Origin of the sequence: Lactococcus sp. LG606, from assembly GCF_017309645.1 — a bacterium.
Taxonomy (GTDB): domain Bacteria; phylum Bacillota; class Bacilli; order Lactobacillales; family Streptococcaceae; genus Lactococcus; species Lactococcus petauri.
Window position 1 is genome coordinate 1,531,177 of the sequence record NZ_CP071301.1, and the last position, 18,162, is coordinate 1,549,338.

The 18,162-nt window shown below is 39.2% G+C and carries 16 protein-coding genes and 1 riboswitch; of the genes, 8 read left to right on the plus strand and 8 right to left on the minus strand.

What is annotated here, in order from left to right; all coding sequences use genetic code 11:
* Positions 1-62: 62 nt before the first annotated feature.
* Positions 63-782 (plus strand): hypothetical protein, encoded by a 720-nt coding sequence (locus J0J35_RS07560; protein ID WP_019292259.1) that lies wholly within the window; start codon positions 63-65, stop codon positions 780-782.
* A gap of 104 nt (positions 783-886) precedes the next feature.
* Here J0J35_RS07560 and J0J35_RS07565 read toward each other — a convergent pair whose 3' ends face one another.
* Positions 887-2,980 (minus strand): ABC transporter ATP-binding protein, encoded by a 2,094-nt coding sequence (locus J0J35_RS07565; protein ID WP_206916467.1) that lies wholly within the window; start codon positions 2,978-2,980, stop codon positions 887-889.
* A gap of 52 nt (positions 2,981-3,032) precedes the next feature.
* A complete protein-coding gene (locus J0J35_RS07570; RefSeq protein WP_206916469.1) occupies positions 3,033-4,766 on the minus strand; it encodes an ABC transporter ATP-binding protein in 1,734 nt (577 codons plus the stop codon).
* Between the two features lie 317 nt (positions 4,767-5,083).
* Here J0J35_RS07570 and J0J35_RS07575 point away from each other — a divergent pair, with 317 nt between their 5' ends.
* The 3 genes from J0J35_RS07575 (at position 5,084) to J0J35_RS07585 (ending at position 8,048) form a co-directional block, all read left to right on the plus strand.
* Positions 5,084-6,298: a cation diffusion facilitator family transporter gene (locus J0J35_RS07575; protein ID WP_019292262.1), complete on the plus strand. Its 1,215-nt coding sequence runs from the start codon at positions 5,084-5,086 to the stop codon at positions 6,296-6,298.
* Position 6,299: 1 nt separating this feature from the next.
* Complete coding sequence (locus J0J35_RS07580; RefSeq protein WP_206916479.1) at positions 6,300-6,758, plus strand: MarR family transcriptional regulator; 459 nt, start codon at positions 6,300-6,302, stop codon at positions 6,756-6,758.
* A 96-nt stretch (positions 6,759-6,854) separates the two neighbouring features.
* Positions 6,855-8,048: an MFS transporter gene (locus tag J0J35_RS07585; protein WP_206916482.1), complete on the plus strand. Its 1,194-nt coding sequence runs from the start codon at positions 6,855-6,857 to the stop codon at positions 8,046-8,048.
* A 10-nt stretch (positions 8,049-8,058) separates the two neighbouring features.
* Here the strand turns inward: J0J35_RS07585 and J0J35_RS07590 are convergent, their stop codons facing one another.
* Together J0J35_RS07590 and J0J35_RS07595 are read right to left on the minus strand one after the other, a co-directional pair.
* Complete coding sequence (locus J0J35_RS07590) at positions 8,059-8,598, minus strand: folate family ECF transporter S component (RefSeq protein ID WP_206916484.1); 540 nt, start codon at positions 8,596-8,598, stop codon at positions 8,059-8,061.
* A 43-nt stretch (positions 8,599-8,641) separates the two neighbouring features.
* Positions 8,642-8,740: riboswitch (THF riboswitch) on the minus strand.
* A 156-nt stretch (positions 8,741-8,896) separates the two neighbouring features.
* A complete protein-coding gene (locus J0J35_RS07595) occupies positions 8,897-11,437 on the minus strand; it encodes a M1 family metallopeptidase (RefSeq protein ID WP_019291800.1) in 2,541 nt (846 codons plus the stop codon).
* Positions 11,438-11,671: 234 nt separating this feature from the next.
* Between J0J35_RS07595 and J0J35_RS07600 the strand changes: the two genes are divergently transcribed.
* Together J0J35_RS07600 and J0J35_RS07605 are read left to right on the plus strand one after the other, a co-directional pair.
* On the plus strand, positions 11,672-12,472 hold the full coding sequence (locus J0J35_RS07600; RefSeq protein ID WP_206916493.1) for a hypothetical protein: 801 nt from the start codon (positions 11,672-11,674) through the stop codon (positions 12,470-12,472).
* Between the two features lie 9 nt (positions 12,473-12,481).
* Positions 12,482-12,958: an effector binding domain-containing protein gene (locus J0J35_RS07605; protein ID WP_019291802.1), complete on the plus strand. Its 477-nt coding sequence runs from the start codon at positions 12,482-12,484 to the stop codon at positions 12,956-12,958.
* Between the two features lie 33 nt (positions 12,959-12,991).
* Here J0J35_RS07605 and tsaD read toward each other — a convergent pair whose 3' ends face one another.
* The 4 genes from tsaD to tsaB are packed head-to-tail and all read right to left on the minus strand — an operon-like array spanning position 12,992 to position 15,667.
* Entirely contained in the window at positions 12,992-14,011 is a 1,020-nt protein-coding gene (gene tsaD / locus J0J35_RS07610) for a tRNA (adenosine(37)-N6)-threonylcarbamoyltransferase complex transferase subunit TsaD (RefSeq protein WP_198494158.1), read from the minus strand.
* 1 nt (position 14,012) lies between these two features.
* The gene (gene rimI, locus J0J35_RS07615) at positions 14,013-14,447 is read right to left on the minus strand and encodes a ribosomal protein S18-alanine N-acetyltransferase (RefSeq protein WP_206916507.1); all 435 of its coding nucleotides are present in this window, start codon (positions 14,445-14,447) and stop codon (positions 14,013-14,015) included.
* Positions 14,437-14,973, minus strand: a complete 537-nt coding sequence (gene rimI, locus J0J35_RS07620) for a ribosomal protein S18-alanine N-acetyltransferase (protein ID WP_019291805.1) — start codon at positions 14,971-14,973, stop codon at positions 14,437-14,439. The genes rimI (J0J35_RS07615) and rimI (J0J35_RS07620) overlap by 11 nt, the downstream gene beginning before the upstream one ends.
* Positions 14,957-15,667: a tRNA (adenosine(37)-N6)-threonylcarbamoyltransferase complex dimerization subunit type 1 TsaB gene (gene tsaB / locus J0J35_RS07625; RefSeq protein WP_046400855.1), complete on the minus strand. Its 711-nt coding sequence runs from the start codon at positions 15,665-15,667 to the stop codon at positions 14,957-14,959. The genes rimI (J0J35_RS07620) and tsaB overlap by 17 nt, the downstream gene beginning before the upstream one ends.
* Positions 15,668-16,075: 408 nt before the next feature.
* Between tsaB and J0J35_RS07630 the strand changes: the two genes are divergently transcribed.
* The gene (locus tag J0J35_RS07630) at positions 16,076-16,306 is read left to right on the plus strand and encodes a DNA-directed RNA polymerase subunit epsilon (protein WP_017369648.1); all 231 of its coding nucleotides are present in this window, start codon (positions 16,076-16,078) and stop codon (positions 16,304-16,306) included.
* 120 nt (positions 16,307-16,426) lie between these two features.
* On the plus strand, positions 16,427-18,115 hold the full coding sequence (gene rnjA / locus J0J35_RS07635) for a ribonuclease J1 (RefSeq protein WP_206916508.1): 1,689 nt from the start codon (positions 16,427-16,429) through the stop codon (positions 18,113-18,115).
* Positions 18,116-18,162 lie beyond the last annotated feature (47 nt).

Here is an 18,162-nt window from a genome sequence, read left to right on the forward strand (position 1 = left end):
TATTTAACATTAGAAAAAAATGATAATATAACATTAGACACAAAAAATAAAGAAAGGGATAAATGATGAATTTTTCACTCAAAACTTCTTTCATCCCAAACAAAAAGAAAGCAACCTTTTTTAAAGCAAATTATTTTTTCAATATTAATAATGACATGCTCAACCATTTGGAACGTGCTCAAATAAGTCCAGTGCCTTCTCTTAATGAAGCAGATTATCAAGCTTATAATAAAATAATAAGTGCTGAAGGGAAATGGATTGGCATGAGCTCGGAACTCCTTCCTAAAAGTCAAAGCTATTCTCTCAAGAACAAAACCTTAAAGCTCCCCGGCTATACCTTTGAAGGATGGGCTAAAGTCCGTAACCGTCACAATGTACTTGCTCACCCCCAATCTCAGGAACAAGCCCAACTGTATGCTGGACCAACTTCAGTTATTCATCGCACCAGAGTCTATAATCCCAGCTTCCTCTGGAAACCTCAAGAAAAACATCACTTCGAGCCTATTGGGCAAATCTATGACTTTCATGCACAATGGACACCAATCAAATATCCTGTACGCTACAGCGCTAAAACAATTTGGAATGAACCACTTGAGTGGGACCATCCTGAAGGTATGCGAAGCATTGAACAAGGCTACATCTCACCAGCCAAAGTCAAATTACCTCACTATCACTTTGTCGGCTGGCAAGTAGAGGATGCTCCCTTAAGCAAAGAGCAGCTAATTATTCCTGCTGGTATTGGTCCTGTCGATATTATCGCTATTTTCGAGCAAATATCCTGATTCAGTATGATCAGCACTTTCCCTTATTTTAGGAAATCTTGACCACATTAAAAAAAACGCTCGTTAAAGCACGAGCGTTTTTTATATTAAGATACTTCTTAATTTTATTCAAAGACAAATTGGTTGTGATAAAGCTCAGAGTAGAAGCCACCAAGATTTACAAGCTCATTGTGGTTTCCTTCTTCAATAACTTCACCGTCCTTAAGAACAACAATTTTATCTGCATTAAGTATTGTTTTCAAACGGTGGGCAATAACAAATGAAGTACGACCAGCAATTGCTGCTTCCATAGCCATTTGAATTTGTTCTTCTGTCACCGTATCAACGTTTGATGTTGCTTCGTCAAGAATAAGCAAATCAGGGTTAGTCAAGATAGTACGGGCAATCGAAATTTGTTGTTTTTGACCTACAGAGAAAACATTATCGTCGTCATCCACAAGCGTTTCATAGCCATCTGGTAAGCTCTCAATGAATTCGTGGATATGTGTCGTCTTGGCTACTGTGATAACTTCATCCATAGTCGCATCTTTTTTACCAAACTTGATATTGTCCGCAATGGTTCCAGAAAAAAGGACAGATTCTTGCAAGACGATCCCAACTTTTGAACGTAATGAATCTAAGTCAAATTCACGAATATCGGTACCGTCAAACTTTATTCCCCCTTTGTCCACATCATAGAAACGATTCATGAGGTTCATAACAGTTGTTTTACCTGATCCTGTTGGACCAACCAAGGCAACCATTTGGCCTTTGTTTACATTAATGTTGACATCTTTGAGGACCGGCTTGCCAGGAAGATAACTAAAGTCAATATCTTCAATGTGTACACCTTCAGAAATACCTTCAAAAGTTTTACCATTTTCAGGACGTACTTCTTCTTTTTCATCAAACATCACATTCAGACGTGTTGCACCAGTTACCGCAAGTTGCAATTGACCGAAAGATGAAGAAATCTGCATGATTGGGTTGTAATATTGTTGCGCATATTGGATAAATGTAGCAAGCAAACCAAAGGCTGCAGCAGTTGATAATGAAGCATCATTAAGGAGGATATTAGCACCTGCAAAAATAACCAAAGCCAAAGTCAAGAGGGAGAAGCCATTCATCAATGGGAAAATCATACCTGACCAAGCTTGAGCTGCGAAGGTTGTTTTACGTACTTTATCATTACGTACTTCAAAACCTTCGATTGCATCTGCTTGAAGTCCTTCAACGATAATCGCTTTTTGACCAGAGATTTTTTCATCCATATAAGCATTAAGTTCGCCGACTTCTTTTTGTTGTCTATCTGTGTATTTCTTAGCTTGAATAATGATAATCACAGCGCAGAGAACGGCCACAGGAGTTGTAGAAATTGTCACTAATGCCATCTTGACATTTTGGTCGAAAATCATATACAAAATCCCGATGAACAGGGCAAAGTTAGTGGTAACATTCACCGCTGCTTGGTTCAATGTGTTTTGAATATTATCCAAGTCTGAGGTAAAGCGGGCGAGAATATCTCCATCCGCATGACGGTCAAAATACGAAATTGTTAGGCGTTCCAACTTACCAAAGAGACCTTTACGCATACGGTTTGTTGAGTGTGCAACGATACGTGTAAAGAGCAAGCTATAGATAAGTTGCGCAATACCTGTCATCACGTAAAAAGCAAGTAGCATCCACATTGAACGCATAAAGTCAGCCTTGCTTGGTGCATGTGATGTAGCTATCTTCATCAAGTCAGAAATTGACTGACCGTTAAGGTTAGCACGAATAGCTTCTGGAACATTGGCATCTGTAAGCTGGTGCCAATCTGTCGGAATCTTAGCCATGGCTTGAAGACTATCAATTGTTGTTCCTGAAGGAAGGTTAGAAGTTACCGCAGTTGGTACATTAGCAGATGTCAGACTATGCCAATCAACCACTTGTCCAGTAGCTTTCCCCATTTGCGCAGCAATCTGCTGCAAGGCGTCCTGAGCTTGGTTTGCTCCTGCCGCTATTTGTTGTAAACCTTTCATCGCTTCATCAGCGTGTTGATGACTAAAATAATCACCAACGTAAGTCGAAAGATGTGTGATAGAATCCCCGAGAAGTACGGGCGCTTTAACTTGCAGATAAGTAGCCGCAATGATAAATATCGCAATCACGAGGAATTGTAATTTATATTTTTTGAAGTAGAGATAGAAGAACTTCAATGCACGAGATGTATCATTCATAATCTTTTTTCATTTTCTTGTTTTTCATAAACAATTGAAGAACAATGAAAATTTAGTCCTCCTTTGCTTTCTGTGTATCATAGATTTCACGGTAAACTGCAGAATTCTCAACGAGCTCTGTGTGTGTGCCTTGCGCCACAAGTTTACCTTCATCAAGGACCAGAATATTGTCCGCATGAACGACAGATGAAATCTTTTGAGCGATAATAATTGTTGTCGTATCTTTTAAGTCATTGCTCAAAGCTTCTTGTACTAGTTTTTCTGACTTGGCATCAAGCGCTGATGTTGAGTCATCTAAGATAAGGACTTTAGGATCTTTGATAATACCACGCGTGATCGACATACGTTGCTTTTGTCCGCCTGAGAAGTTATTCCCACGTTCTTCAACCTGTGATTCATAATGATCGGGCAGTTTTTCAATAAACTCTGCTGCCTGCGCAATGCTGGCTGCACGGCTCATTTGCTCCAAGGTCGCATCTGCTTTCCCTTGTTTCAGGTTGCCAGAAATTGTCCCAGAGAAAAGAATTGCTTTTTGTAAGACAATTGAAATTGTGTTTTTCAGAGTAGCTTTAGAAACATGGCGTAAATCTTTTCCACCTACACTTACTGTACCTTCAGTTGGGTCAAAAAGACGCGGAATCAATTGAGCCAGGGTTGACTTACCAGAACCCGTTGCTCCGACAATACCAACCATTTGTCCAGGTTGAATTTCAAAGCTGATGTCTTGTAAGGTTGGATGTTCATCGTTAGGATAAGCAAAAGAGACATGATCAAACTTAACAGAACCGCTAAGTTCTTCGTCCGCAACATCTTCAAACACCATCGCAGGTTCAGTTTTTAAAATTTCGTTAATACGTCCAATAGAAACGAAACCACGAGAGGCAAACATTGACATCATACCGCCCATGATAATCGCCATCATGATTTGCATCATGTATTGGATAAAGGACATAATCCCACCAAGCGTATTAGCGGCGGTATTCAAATCACGTGTTACATAAGTAGAAACCAGTAAAATTGCGCCAAAAACAGCCAATTGTGAAATGATTGTAAATGCGGGAATCATCGCAGCAAAAGTGTAACCTACAGCCATATTATGACCCAATAACTCATCAGATGTGGCATCAAATTTTTGGATTTGATCTTTTTCTTGAACAAATGATTTAACGACACGAGCACCACGTAGGTTTTCTTTGGCAATTCCATTGATACGGTCCATCAATTTTTGGAAAACCATAAAGTGAGGACCCATAGATTTCATGGATAACATCGTCACTAAAACAATAAGAACAACCATCACAATAATAATCCACCAAAGTTCTGGCATCGTGATAATAGACAAGATAAAAGCACCAATAAAGAGCAACGGTACTCGAATCAAGACTTGGAAAGTCATCATTAGAAGTGTTTGCACTTGGTTGATATCGTTAGTCATCCGAACAACAAGATTACCTGCATTAAACTTCTCAATATTTTCATAAGAAAAAGTTTGGATTTTTCGGAAGGTTTCTTCACGGATATCCGCCGATACAGACTGAGCAATCTTTGCAGCAGTTACTGTATTAAGGATAGAACCAATTAATCCCACAGCGGCTATAAGTAGAAGATATACCCCATAATGATTAATTTTATCGACCTTGTCCGATATCGAAATAGATTCTGCCATAACACTCAAAATGTTCTTCATATATTGGGGCTGCCAAAGAGCGGCACCAACTTGAAGAAGCATGGTAGCAAGGGCAGCGAAGACAAGCAATTTGTACTTGCCGATGGCTTTCATTACCATAAATAAAAAAGTTTCCTTTCATTTTCTTGTCAAAAATAACAAGAATAAATACGTTAGCTGAAAAATTATAACATTTAAGCATCTATTTTGCAATGCTAATAACTAACACTATTAGTCTTTTCTTTAGTTTATAACAAAAATAAACTAACAATTTAATTTTACCGTTTTTTAATAAGAGTGTCAATCATTTGCGACAACTTATTTATAATAGAAATTAAGCTCAAAAGCTTCCACGTTCAAAGCCAAAATGCGACCTTATGGGACATTATTTCGTCCTTTAAAAGCAGCTCCTCTGCTTTTTTGTTATAATTAAGCTTATGAATAATAGCAAAATATCACGCTCTCATAACCTTAAACTCGCCGAACGAGGCGTGTGGGTCAGTATAGCAGCTTATATATTTCTGTCTCTTTTACAACTTGGTGTAGCTCAAATCACCAATTCAGCCTCCCTTCTCGCGAATGGTTTTAATAATGTCACCGATATTTTAGGAAATATTGCTATCGTGATTGGTTTACGTATTGCGCGTATCCCTTCTGATAACGACCATACGTATGGGCACTGGAAGGTTGAATCAATTGCTAGTCTGATTTCTAGTTTCATCATGTTCTTCATTGGCTTTGAAGTTTTGCGCCAAACAATCGTTGGTTTTATAGAAGGAAGTTCCACTGAAATCAACCCCGTTGGTGCAGCAGTGGCTTTATTTTCTGCCTTTGTGATGATTGGCGTTTACCTCTACTCTAGCCGTTTAGCGAAAAAAACTCAATCGAAAGCACTTGAAGCTTCCAGTAAAGATAACCTTAGTGATGCACTAACATCCTTGGGTACAACTGTCGCCATTGTGGCAGCTGCCTTGCATTGGATATGGCTTGACCGTATTATGGCTCTTGTTATCTGCGGTTTCATCCTGAAAACGGCTTATGATATTTTCCGTGATAGTGTTTTTTCACTTTCCGATGGTTTTGATGACAATCTTTTAGCAGATTATAAAGAAGCGATTGAGCTCGTAAACAAAGTCAAGTCTGTAAAGATGATTCGGGGGCGTACCTACGGCAGTAATATCTTTCTGGATGTTGTCGTTGAGATGTCCCGCGATCTTTCTGTCTATGAAAGTCATGCCGCTACCGAAAAAATAGAACGCATGCTCATGGCTGGTTTTGATGTTTATGATGTTGATGTCCATGTCGAACCCGCTGCGTTACCTGAAGAAGAACACTTTGCTTCACGTGCATTAGAGCTTTTGCCCAAAGAAGAGGCCCTTCTCAACGGTAAACATCTTGATCAACTTTTAGCGCCTCAATTTCAAGCTATTACGACAAAGGGTAAAATTATTCAACAGGAAGAATATATGGCAAGTGCTGTTGAAACAGAAGATTTAGCCATCCAAAATTACCAAGCAGAGCAAGTCAGCAAAAAGACATTTATCCTCACCTATCATTACTTGGACAATCAAAAAAGTTACACTGTATCAAGTATCTGGCGCAGAAATGAATATTGGCGTTGCATTTATCGTCAAGTGACAGGAGAAAGCTAGTATGAAACAACAAGAAGAAATTATGCTGAGCCTTACAGATCTCTTTAATAAAATGGATCAACTTCGAAAACCTCAAATGGTCGAAAAATTCAAAGGTTATTCTTTTTTGGAAATCACCTGCATTGAGTTCATTGCCAAGCTTAATAACCCAAATGTCACACGGTTGTCAGAAGAACTATATGTCACTCGAGGAGCAATTAGTAAAGCAACAAAAAAACTCCTCCAAAAGCAAGACATTATAACATTTAGAAATCCCAACAACAACAAAGAGATTTATTTTAAACTGACTTCAAAAGGAAGAAAAATAAATCAGCAGCACGAAGATCTTCACAAAGCTTTTCTACTCAATGATCAAGCAGTCTTTGATTCCTTCAGTTCTGAAAAATTAGAAACGATACTAGAGTTTACTCAACTTTACAATCAACACCTTGATAAAGAACTCCGTAACAACTCCATATAGAATGGGGTTGTTTTTCTTAATTCAGTTTTTGTTGACAAAGAAACAATAATAAGTTATACTTTTATAGTTTCCAAGGAAACATTAATAAGGAGTTATATGTATACACTAAATAAACACGCATTGAGTTTTGGCTTATTTTCCGTTTTTCTTACAGGCCTTGGCTTTACCATTATCAATCCTGTGGTTCCTTTTTTACTGGGGTCCTATACCTCATCACAAAATCAACCCTTAGTCATCAGCTTCTTGACCTCTATCTATGCCTTATGCACTTTTCTTGCAGCGCCAGCTCTAGGAACATTGAGTGATCGCTATGGCCGTAAACCGATTTTACTTTTCTGCTTACTTGGCTCTGCCTTGGGTTATCTCATCTTTGGCATGGCTGGAGCACTATGGCTCTTTTTCCTTGGCCGTATCATCGATGGTATTTCCGGAGGAAATATTGCCACTTTATTTGCCTACTTTTCCGATATTACGCCAGCTGCTTCCCGCACTAAAATCTTCGGATGGATTTCTGCCCTTGTTGGAGTCGGAACATTGTTAGGTCCAACTTTTGGAGGACTGTTAGCTCATTATGGTAACCGCGTTCCCTTTTATTTTGCTGCTGTTCTCAGCTTATTCAATCTCCTCTACGGCCTTTTCTTTATGCCTGAAAGTCTTTCACCAAAAGAAAGACTTGTTAAGCTAGATCCACATCAGCTTTATCCCTTTGCACCTCTCAAAAACTTATTTGAGATAAAACAACTGAACCGTTTATTCCTAGCTGCACTGTTGTTGTGGCTTCCAAATGGTGCATTACAAGCTATTGTTGCTCAGTTTTCTTTAGATAACTTCTCTTGGCAACCCGTACAAATCGGTCTTCTATTTTCTATTATGGGACTTCAAGATATTTTTAGCCAGGCGCTCATTATGCCTTTTCTATTAAAAAAATTGACGGACCAACCCATCATTAAATGTGCGATAGTTGCGGAACTCTTTGGCTATATTTTTATGGCTGTCTCTGCCTTTACCCTGCACCCTTTCTATTTTGTAATTGGTATTTTTATCTACGGTTTTGGTGATTCAATTTTTGCCCCACCATTCAATGGAATTCTCTCTAAATCAGTCACTGAACACCAACAAGGACAGATTCAAGGGAGTAGCCTAGCTTTACAAGCGCTAACGCGAATTTTAGGTCCTATTATTGGGGGACAACTTTATGTTCTCTTCGGCTCTTCGGCTCCTGCCTGCATGGGAGTTATCCTGTTAATCGTTGCTCTGACAATTTTCAAAACAAAAAACCGTCAAAAATGACGGTTTTCTTTTATGTTTTTAGACGCCTCATAATCTGCGGTAAACGTTGAATATTATCAAATACCAACATGAAAATAACCGTTCTTATAGGAATCTGTACAAGCAAAGGAAGTCGCGTAGCTAATAGAACCTTAAAAGGTGTCTGATACATGAGCGAAAGCCAAAAAGTATTAAGTAACACGGTTTGGAGAACCATTGTTACACTTACAACAGCTAAAATATAGAGCCAATCTTTACCTCGTGTTAGACTGAACTTCTTGTTATAAAAAGCCCAACCATAGATAAAGCCGACTAGAACTGCTGTTATAGTCATACCTGGCGAGGAAATACTTCCTCGGAACAAAACGCCAAATATATCCCCCAGTCCTAAAGCTAAACCTGCCCATAAAGGGCCAACAAAGAAGCCAATCAAACCATCAGCAATAAATCCTGGCGATAACTTCCAAAAACTGCTCCCAAAAGTGAAAGAACGTAAAATGATGGACAATGCCAGCAAAATCGCCAAAAAAACAAGCTGTATGAGTGACAGCTTCACAGTAAATCTTTTCATATAGTACCTCCCAAGGATCTGGTGAGTAACTGATTATATGAGAATCAGCGGATGCAAGCCTCTACCGCACTTGAAAAATTCAAGTTTCGTCTGTGAACGACATCCCATTTCACAGCACTTAACGCATTGGCCCTACTCTGTTAATTTTTTTACTTTTATAGTTTACCACATACCTTGTTCAGATAATTCTCAATTTCAAGGCTTTTCTTTTACATTGGGTTTTAGATGTTTACAGAAGTTTGCTACACAGAAAAAACCTCTTAGAATTCAGCTCTTTCTGATTTCTAAGAAGTCTTTTTTACAATTCTTTTTCTACATCTACGATGGCAGCTTCGACTGCACTCTTTTGATTATTAATCAGTGATACACGTGCATCAATTTGTTTAATCGCCATCTCGATTGAACGTTTAAGTCCTGGGTTACTCAATTTTGGTTCAAAGAAAGCTTTATATTCTTCAAACTTTTCGGCTGTCTTAAAGACATTACCTGGATAGATGACAAACTTATCATAGCTCATATCACCGCCAAGTTTTTCGGCAATCCAATCCCAGTTTTCTTGCTCCCAAGTCCATGCAGCATCTTGAGCGAAGTCTTTCGCTAAGAGGTAGAACCAAGAGAATGCAATATCTTGAGGTTTAACGATATCCGCATTTTTGAAATCTTCCAAGAGTCCTTTAATTGCTGCTTCATCACGGACATTGGCTACAGCTGCAGCTAATTCACGTTTTAGTTCTTGGAGACTTGTTTTCACATACGTATCCATATAAGAAGCTACAAGTTCCGCAGAATTACTTGTTTTAATTTCGTTATTCAAGACAATTGGTCGAATATCCGCAGGAATAGTTGCTACATTGTCTTTATGCGCTGCGTAAATCTCACTCGCTTTTTCTACTGCTTCAGGGTTTTCAGAGTAGAGAGTCCGTGAGAGTACTGTCCCACGTAAAGTTTCGTCTCCAGCTGATTCACCAGCTTTTTTCTCCCATCCCAAACGTGCATAGTTTTTAGCAAAAACTTTACCCACAAGTGATTTGTAAGATTTTTCTGTAGCTGACTCATCATCAATAAAGATATCTAGCTCACTAAAGATTTGGTTAAGCGCTTGGTTGACGATATAACTTTCTTCATTGGCAAAGGCTGGTAAGATATTCACAACATCAGCGTAGCTGATAACCTCACCTTTAGCAAGATACTTACGGTCTTGAAGAATTTGGAATTTCGTAATATCTTCCAGTTTCTCAAGATCGGCTAAAAGGTTATCTAAAAGCTGACCTTTATAATCAATAATATAATGTGCTGCGTGTGCTTCGTTGAAGAAGAGCGGTTGGCCTTCATTTTCAGCCTTAAGTGCTGCATAGCCCGGAATTTCAACTTTTTCCGTAGTCAACGTATCTGGCAAGCCTTTCCAGTTTGTGTTCAATGGAATTTGCCACAAGCGCCCTTTGTCTTCCCCTTTACCAATGAAGAATTGTTGTTGGCTTAAAATAAGCGTGTCATCAACAACTTCCGCAGTCAAGACAGGATAACCAGGTTGGTTTACCCATGAATGCATAAATTCGCCCACATTTTTACCTGATGTACTTGAGAGTGCATCCCAAAGATCATCACCTACGGTATTGCCATATTGGTGCGTTTCAAAGTATTTGCGAAGTCCTGCAGAAAAGTCCTCATCCCCTAACCATTTACGGAGCATGACCATCAAGCGTGAACCTTTAGCATAGACAATAGCAGCATCAAAGAGTGTACCAATTTCGTCAGGATGATTCACATCCACATGAACAGATTGAACACCATCTGTAGCATCACGATCTAAAGCAAGGCTGGCTTCCTTAACAGAGAAGCTTTCCCAAACTTTCCAATCAGGTTCAATAGCATCAATTGCCACGTATTCCATGTTGTTGGCAAATGATTCATTGAGCCACAAATCATCCCACCAACGCATTGTTACCAAATCACCAAACCATTGGTGGGCTAACTCATGCGCAATGACTGTTGCTACATATTGTTTGCTGGCAACTGTTGCATTTTCTGGGTCAACCAGCATGCAGACTTCACGGTAAGTGATACAACCCCAGTTTTCCATAGCACCTGCTGAGAAGTCAGGCAGTGCAACGTGCCAGCTGTGTGGCAATGGGTAAGGGGTTTTATAGTAATCCTCGTAAAATTCAATTGAACGAATCGCAATATCCAAAGGAAAATCTAAAACATCTTCAGAATGTGCTTTCGTTGAGAAAGTTCCTACTTCAACACCAGATTTTGTACGTCCTTTTTTATACTGCATATCCCCAAAGACAAAAGCAAGAAGATAAGAACTCATACGAACTGTACGTTCAAATACGTGAATTCCTTCAATATTGAGAAGTTCTGGCATATTGGAAATAATAATATCACCTGGTTCTTCATCAAATTTAACCGATAGGTCAAAAGTAGCCTTAGCTTCTGGTTCATCAATTGATGGGAAAGCTTGACGAGCAAAATGTGATTCAAATTGCGTACCGATAAGCATTTTCTTCTCACCGTTTACTTCGTAATATGAAGGATAAATGCCCATCATGTTATCTGTGATTTTACCTTCATATTCAAAGGAAACAGTCACTTGACCTTTTTGGCCCACTTTAACTGTAAGTTCTTCGTTGGCATTATCCACAGTAAAGTCTGCTTCAACACTAAAAGCAGAAACTTTAGTAATATTCAAATCTTTTTGGTGGAAATAAATAGTTTCAGCTTTAGCTTCACCTTTGATTGCCACCTGACCTTTGAAGGTCTTTGATTTGCGGTCAATATCAAGGAAAATTTTATAATTTTCTGGTACAAATGTTTCAATTAAACGTTTTACTGCCATAATGTTGTTCGCTTCCTTTTTCGTTAGTTTACTTAATTATAGCAAATTGTTTAGAAAATTTCGAGAAAAGCTTTGCTTTCCCACATTTAATTTTTAAAGGTGCTTACATAAATTATTAAATGGTCTATTTTTCATTCATAGGAAAAAGTTTATTAAATAAGTAGAAACTCTTTAATTAGATAAAGGGTATTCAAAAAAAGATGAAAAAATAGACTTTTCTGTTAAAATAAAGTTATGAAAAAAACAAAGTTTTCAGTAACGATTGATGAGAAGGGAAAACTCCTTCTTGAACTTTCCTCTGGTGCCACGATCCGTATCTTTGATAGTAATAATAGTCGTTTTGCCCTCAAAAAAGGTGAAATATTTTTCCTAACGAAAAAAAGCCAGATTATTATGATTGCTGCCGATAAAAAAATAATCCCTAAGTTGGAATTTGATAAAGTTATTGTCCTTGATCCTAAGGCATATGAAATAGACACTGCCTATCTTGAAGCTTTTCTCCTCGACAAAGCTCAAGAAGCTTCTATGAAGTTAGCCTTCTTTCCTGAAAGGATTAAACTCCCCTCAAATGTCTACACCATCTGTAGTAAAGCTGCTGATGAATTTTTGCCTAGCCTTGAAGCATTCGGTTTTAAACTCGCAAAGAAGAAAGCTTTTTCAGCTAAAGCGCAACACCGCTGGAAAAAGGCTATCTCAGATATTCCATTTCATATTAAACATGAAGGAACATCCGGCACAGTTATCTGGCAAAAATCTACCGAAATGCGGCTGCTTGCAGGTGCAAAAATGCTACCTAATGAGGCAGCTCCTAAAAGGGCCGATGGTACCCTTGGCTTCACTGCAAAATTTACGTTAAACCTTAGGGAAGAAAATCAAGAAAAATTCGATCCTGAAACTTGGACCACTACTGAAGACATCATTCTGCGTTCCGTCAATGAAATCGGCCATTTTCTCTACTTTGCAGGAACAAACAGCTGGTTGGAAATGTTTGATGACCAAGGACGTTCAATTCATGAACTAACCGTTGTTAACTAAGGAGCGACTATGATTGATTATACTCTAGAGCATAAAAACCCGTTCATCTTAGCGGCTTATGGTTTTCCCATTCAAGCCGCGCTGCAAGACTACCGCTCTTTGGCCCTCGAAAGAGAAATATTTGAGTTGAGTTTGCAAAATGATGGCCGCTTAGCAAAGCTCAAGAAAAGAGCTAAAAATGAGCGGGAGTGGTCTGTCCATACGGATTACCTCGGAAAACCTTGGAATTATTTTGCAGTGGAGAGTCGCAAAGAGCTGAAGGATGACTGTCGTTTACTCAAATTTCCTGAAAGTAACTATATTGTAATTTCTGATACAGCAGCTAAGGGAAAAATTTTTGAACATTTGTCACATCAAGCTTTTCGAAAAATCCTCCCCAAAGTTATGGACTATACCTATCTTGGTGGTCCACATCTTGCTTATCGTCAAGAGCGACCTGATGGCAGTTATTACGGTGAGATTTGGTTACCGGTCATTAAAAAATAAAAAAAGCTCAGAAATACTCTGAGTTTTTTTGCTTCATATATCACCAAAAACAAGGCTCGGGCGCGCATTAAGTGATAAATCAGTAAAGTTTTCTCTTTCCATCTCTATAGTTGCTGCTGCTGCTATCATTCCAGCATTATCACCACAGAGGCGAAGGGGGGGCAATATGACTTTAATATTCTTCATATCGGTGGCAAGCCGCTCACGTAAACCTTGATTAGCGGATACTCCTCCACCAACGATTAAGGTTTTAGCTGGGTATTGTTCAAGGGCACGTTTGGTTTTAGCAATTAAGACATCAACCACCGCTGCTTGAAAACTGGCAGCTAAATTTTCTAAGTCTGTAGCCACCAAATCTTGTCCTTGCTGTTTTGCATTATGAACAAGATTGATAAATGCCGATTTCAGACCACTAAAAGACATTTCCAAACCATCTGCTGCAGTCATCATTGCACGTGGAAAAGCATAAGTATCTTCTCCTTTATGTGCCAACTCATCAATCTCCTTTCCTGAAGGATAAGTTAGCCCCATGACACGGCCGACTTTATCATAGGCTTCCCCTGCTGCATCATCCCGTGTTTCACCAATTTTTTTATAGTTTCCCTCAGATTCCACATAAACCAACTCCGTATGCCCACCACTGACTAAAAGAGCCATGGCTGGGTATTCAATAGTATCTACTAAAGCTGCAGCCATAAGATGACCAGCCATGTGATTGACAGGAATTAATGGAAGCTTGTTGGCCCAGGCAAAGGTTTTAGCGGCCATGATACCCACAAGTAAAGCCCCAACAAGCCCTGGACCTTCTGTTACAGCTACAGCTGAGAGTTCTTTTGCAGTAATACCAGCTTGCTCTAAGGCCTCATCAATACAAGCGGTAATTTGTTCCACGTGATGCCGGCTAGCCACCTCAGGGACTACTCCACCAAAACGTTTATGGCTATTCACCTGACTTGCAATAACATTAGAGAGAAGTTCTGTGCCATTTTTCAAAACAGCGACAGATGTCTCATCACAAGAGGTTTCGAAAGCTAATATATATTTGTCATTCATTTTATTGTATCTTCCTCATTAGAATCGCATCTTCTGTCGGGTGCGAATAGTAGTTTTTCCGAGTATAGAAGGCCTCGAAATTATATTTTTTATAGAGACTTTGTGCTGGTTTATTAGATTCCCGTACTTCTAAAAACAGAGTACCAGCAAAATCAGCAACTTGATCCATCAACGTGCTGGCTATTTTGTTACTTTGAAATTCTGGCTTCACTGCAAGGTTGGTAATTTCCATCTCTTCCATGATCACTTGAATTGCTAGGAAACCAACAAGCTCATCGTCTACTTCAGCTAGAAAATAGATATCCCTTTTCAGGTTGCTAAGGAGATAGGATTCAGACCAAGGTGATTCTCCATAGCAAAGCTCTAAAATTTCTTTTAGCTTACAGGCTATGTCCTGCGTATCAAACTTTGCAGAATCAAAACGTTCAATTTTCATGTTCAGCTCTCAACTGTCTTGACATCCACACAGCATCACCGCCGTCCTCATAATAGTGAGAAATCAGCTTCCCTGTTGAAAAACCTAAGCGACGGTAAAGACCTTGAGCTTTTGTATTGTCACGCCTCACTTCAAGCGTCATCTGCTGCTTACCAAGAAGTGTCATTAGACGAATCATTTGGTTGACGAGATTACTCCCAACACCCTTACCTTGATAGGCTACAGCAACTGCAAGATTTGTAATATGCACGACTTTACCACGTTCCGTAAGGCGAACCCCAATGAAACCAATAAGATTATCATCAACGACTGCTGAAACAAAGAAGGCATTCTCATCCTGAACTATCTCGTGTTCAAAATGCGAAAAAGTCCACGGAACTTCTCCATCATAAACATCACGCTCAATCGCAAGCATGTCTACAATATCTTTACGCTCTGCCAAGCGATAATCTACACCGTCAATATTTGACTTTAAGTCCACCTCATCCATATTAAGATAACGACGTGGTTCAAATCCTTTGAACATATTCGCCAGTAGCGTTTTCAGATTCTTCATGTGTCTCCAACCATTTCTCTTCTGCTTCAACTTTTTTCAAATAATTTGGAGCAAAGCCGTGAACCGCTACAGGTTTTAGGTTTTTGCCAAATAGGGCGATTTGATAAGCTGAAGGTAGTTTGTCTAAGCTGTCTTCAATAATTTCAAAGTTTGTAAACCCTGCAGCTTCAATGTCAGCCACAAAGTTTTCTGTTTCCCCTGTAAATACAAGCGGAAGATTCTTATCTAAGTTTGCTAAGAAGTCACGAAAGACACAATGCTGTCCTGGGACAACCTCTTTATCTTCTTGGTAAAGCGCAGCATAAGCGTTACCCCGACGTGCATCCATCACAGGAACAACGGCTCTGTCCGTTTTCAATCTTCTTGCAATAGCGAAAAGACTTGAGACACCAACGATGTCCTTATTTAAACTGTAGGCAAGCGTCTTCCCGACAGTCGCTGCTAAACGTAATCCTGTATAAGATCCTGGACCTTGGGCTACAACAATGCGGTCAAGTTCACTCGCTTCTACTGCTGATTGGTGCATCAAAAAGTCAACAGATGTCATCAGAGTAGTGCTATGATTTTTCTTTAAATTTAGAGTAATCTCTCCCAACAAAACATCATTATCGACAAGTGCCACAGACAAGGCCTTACTTGAACTGTCAAAAGCTAAAATTTTCACGAGATTCTATTCTCCATTCTTCTTATTTTATTATACCCTAATATCTGCATCTCAGTAATTACTTTTCACACTATCGAATATGCAAGTCAGAACAAAGTGTGTAGCTCTTTTAAACATCTAGAAGTATACGATAGCATCTATTATAACATTTTTTATATTTTTTGAAATTTTTCGCTTTCCTATTTTGTATTTTTCTTTATCACTGACAAAAGTATTACTATTATTTTCACTCAACTTTTTGTCTGTCTTTTACTTCTTTGAAAAAGCTCTTCTTGTTCTAAATGCTTTGGCTCTATAAACCTTTACTTTTCATTATCTCCATTTTATGCTAAAATGAAAGTAACTGTAAAACTGAAACACTCGGAAACAAAAGAAAGGAAAGCGAATTTTTATTCGCTCAAATATAATATGATTTTCAAAGCATTTTACCAAGAAGACAAAACACGTTCACCACGTCGTGAAACAACTAAGGTTCTCTACCTTGACCTTGATGTTACAGATACACGTGAAGGTGTCATCTTAGCGCGCGAACTTTTAGCTGCAAACACAGACTATCACGTTGAATTCATCGATTCACTTTCAGACGAAGCCGTTGAATATGAAAAAGAAAACGGTGGCCTTGAAATTACAAGCTTTTAATTAAAAAAAGATGCTTGCAACCTGCATCATCAAAAGATTTACTGCAAAACACTTTAGAAAGGGACAAAAGTCACCACTCTAAAGTGATTTTGTCATACAAATATGTATAGAAAGAAAACAATGATTAAACCATTAAAAATTAACTCCGACGAAGTCGCAGTTTACGCTATTGGCGGACTGGGCGAAATCGGAAAAAACACATATGGTGTCGAATATCAAGATGAAATTATCATCATCGATGCCGGTATAAAATTTCCAGAAGATGACCTATTAGGTGTCGATTATGTTATCCCAGATTATAGTTATATTGTCGAAAATATCGACCGTATCAAAGGGCTCTTCATTACACATGGACACGAGGATCACATCGGTGGTATTCCCTTCTTGCTTAAGCAAGCGAATATCCCTATTTATGCAGGTCCGTTATCACTTGCTTTAATTCGTGGAAAATTGGAAGAACACGGGCTTTTGCGTGATGCAAAACTCTTTGAAATTCATGCGGACAGCGAAATTAAATTTAACAACTTAAGTGTTAACTTCTTCCGTACAACTCACTCCATTCCCGAACCTTTGGGTATTGTTGTGGAAACACCTCAAGGTAAAGTTGTAGCCACAGGTGACTTCAAGTTTGACTTTACGCCTGTTGGTGAGCCCGCTGATTTACATCGTATGGCGGCTCTTGGTGAAGAAGGTGTTTTGCTTCTTCTCTCTGACTCAACCAATGCCGAAATTCCAATTTTCTCTCACTCTGAAAAAGTTGTTGGCCAAAATATCATGAAGATTTTCGAACGCATTGAAGGACGCATTATTTTCGCTTCTTTCGCTTCAAACATCTTCCGTTTACAGCAAGCCGTTGATGGTGCTGTGAAAACCGGACGCAAGATTGTTGTCTTTGGCCGTTCTATGGAGAAAGCCATAGTTAACGGACTTGAACTTGGATATATAAAAGCCCCTAAAGGAACTTTTATTGAACCAAATGAGGTGAACCAATACAATTCAAGCGAACTACTCATTATGTGTACAGGTTCTCAAGGTGAACCAATGGCTGCTCTAAGCCGTATCGCTAATGGTATGCACCGTCATATCACACTACAAATGGGAGACACCGTTGTGTTCTCATCTAACGCGATACCAGGTAACACACATGGTGTAAACCAGTTGGCTAACACAATCACCGAAGCTGGTGCAACCGTGGTTTATGGTAAGATGAATAATATTCATACTTCTGGGCACGGTGGACAACAGGAGCAAAAATTGATGCTCCGTTTGATTAAACCAAAATACTTCATGCCTGTCCATGGTGAGTACCGCATGTTAAAAATTCATGCCGGGCTCGCTCAAGATACTGGTGTGCCTAAAGAAAATTGTTTCATTTTCGAAAATGGAGATGTTCTGGCTTTGACTGCTGATTCAGCACGTTATGCTGATCATTTCCCTGCTGCTGATACTTATGTTGATGGCTCAGGTATTGGTGATGTCGGTAATGCAGTGCTTCATGACCGTCATGAGCTTGCTGAAGATGGTATTGTTCTTGCTGTTGCTACTGTGGATTTCAAAAATAAAACAGTGCTTGCAGGTCCAGATATGTTGAGCCGCGGCTTTATTTACATGCGTGAGTCTGGGGATTTGATCCGTAACGGTCAACGTGTACTTTTCAATGCTATCCGTGAAGCCATGCTCAATACCGAAATTGCTAACGAAGCTGTTGTGGCACGGGCAATGCGTGAGGCGTTGGCTCCATTCCTCTATAAACAAACTGAACGTCGTCCACTTATCGTTCCGATGATTATGACACCTGACGAAAAATAATACAAAAACCACATCTTTCGATGTGGTTTTTTATTTCCTGTTCTAGG

Excerpts from the sequence above, each read along its gene's own strand:
- rnjA (WP_206916508.1), top strand. The coding sequence starts at position 16,427 with ATGATTAAACCATTAAAAATTAACTCCGACGAAGTCGCAGTTTACGCT.
- J0J35_RS07600 (WP_206916493.1), top strand. The coding sequence starts at position 11,672 with ATGAAAAAAACAAAGTTTTCAGTAACGATTGATGAGAAGGGAAAACTC.
- J0J35_RS07565 (WP_206916467.1), bottom strand. The coding sequence starts at position 2,980 with ATGAATGATACATCTCGTGCATTGAAGTTCTTCTATCTCTACTTCAAA.
- J0J35_RS07590 (WP_206916484.1), bottom strand. The coding sequence starts at position 8,598 with ATGAAAAGATTTACTGTGAAGCTGTCACTCATACAGCTTGTTTTTTTG.
- J0J35_RS07575 (WP_019292262.1), top strand. The coding sequence starts at position 5,084 with ATGAATAATAGCAAAATATCACGCTCTCATAACCTTAAACTCGCCGAA.
- J0J35_RS07630 (WP_017369648.1), top strand. The coding sequence starts at position 16,076 with ATGATTTTCAAAGCATTTTACCAAGAAGACAAAACACGTTCACCACGT.
- J0J35_RS07605 (WP_019291802.1), top strand. The coding sequence starts at position 12,482 with ATGATTGATTATACTCTAGAGCATAAAAACCCGTTCATCTTAGCGGCT.
- rimI (WP_019291805.1), bottom strand. The coding sequence starts at position 14,973 with ATGTTCAAAGGATTTGAACCACGTCGTTATCTTAATATGGATGAGGTG.
- J0J35_RS07595 (WP_019291800.1), bottom strand. The coding sequence starts at position 11,437 with ATGGCAGTAAAACGTTTAATTGAAACATTTGTACCAGAAAATTATAAA.
- J0J35_RS07570 (WP_206916469.1), bottom strand. The coding sequence starts at position 4,766 with ATGGTAATGAAAGCCATCGGCAAGTACAAATTGCTTGTCTTCGCTGCC.
- J0J35_RS07560 (WP_019292259.1), top strand. The coding sequence starts at position 63 with ATGATGAATTTTTCACTCAAAACTTCTTTCATCCCAAACAAAAAGAAA.
- J0J35_RS07580 (WP_206916479.1), top strand. The coding sequence starts at position 6,300 with ATGAAACAACAAGAAGAAATTATGCTGAGCCTTACAGATCTCTTTAAT.
- rimI (WP_206916507.1), bottom strand. The coding sequence starts at position 14,447 with ATGAAAATTGAACGTTTTGATTCTGCAAAGTTTGATACGCAGGACATA.
- J0J35_RS07585 (WP_206916482.1), top strand. The coding sequence starts at position 6,855 with ATGTATACACTAAATAAACACGCATTGAGTTTTGGCTTATTTTCCGTT.
- tsaD (WP_198494158.1), bottom strand. The coding sequence starts at position 14,011 with ATGAATGACAAATATATATTAGCTTTCGAAACCTCTTGTGATGAGACA.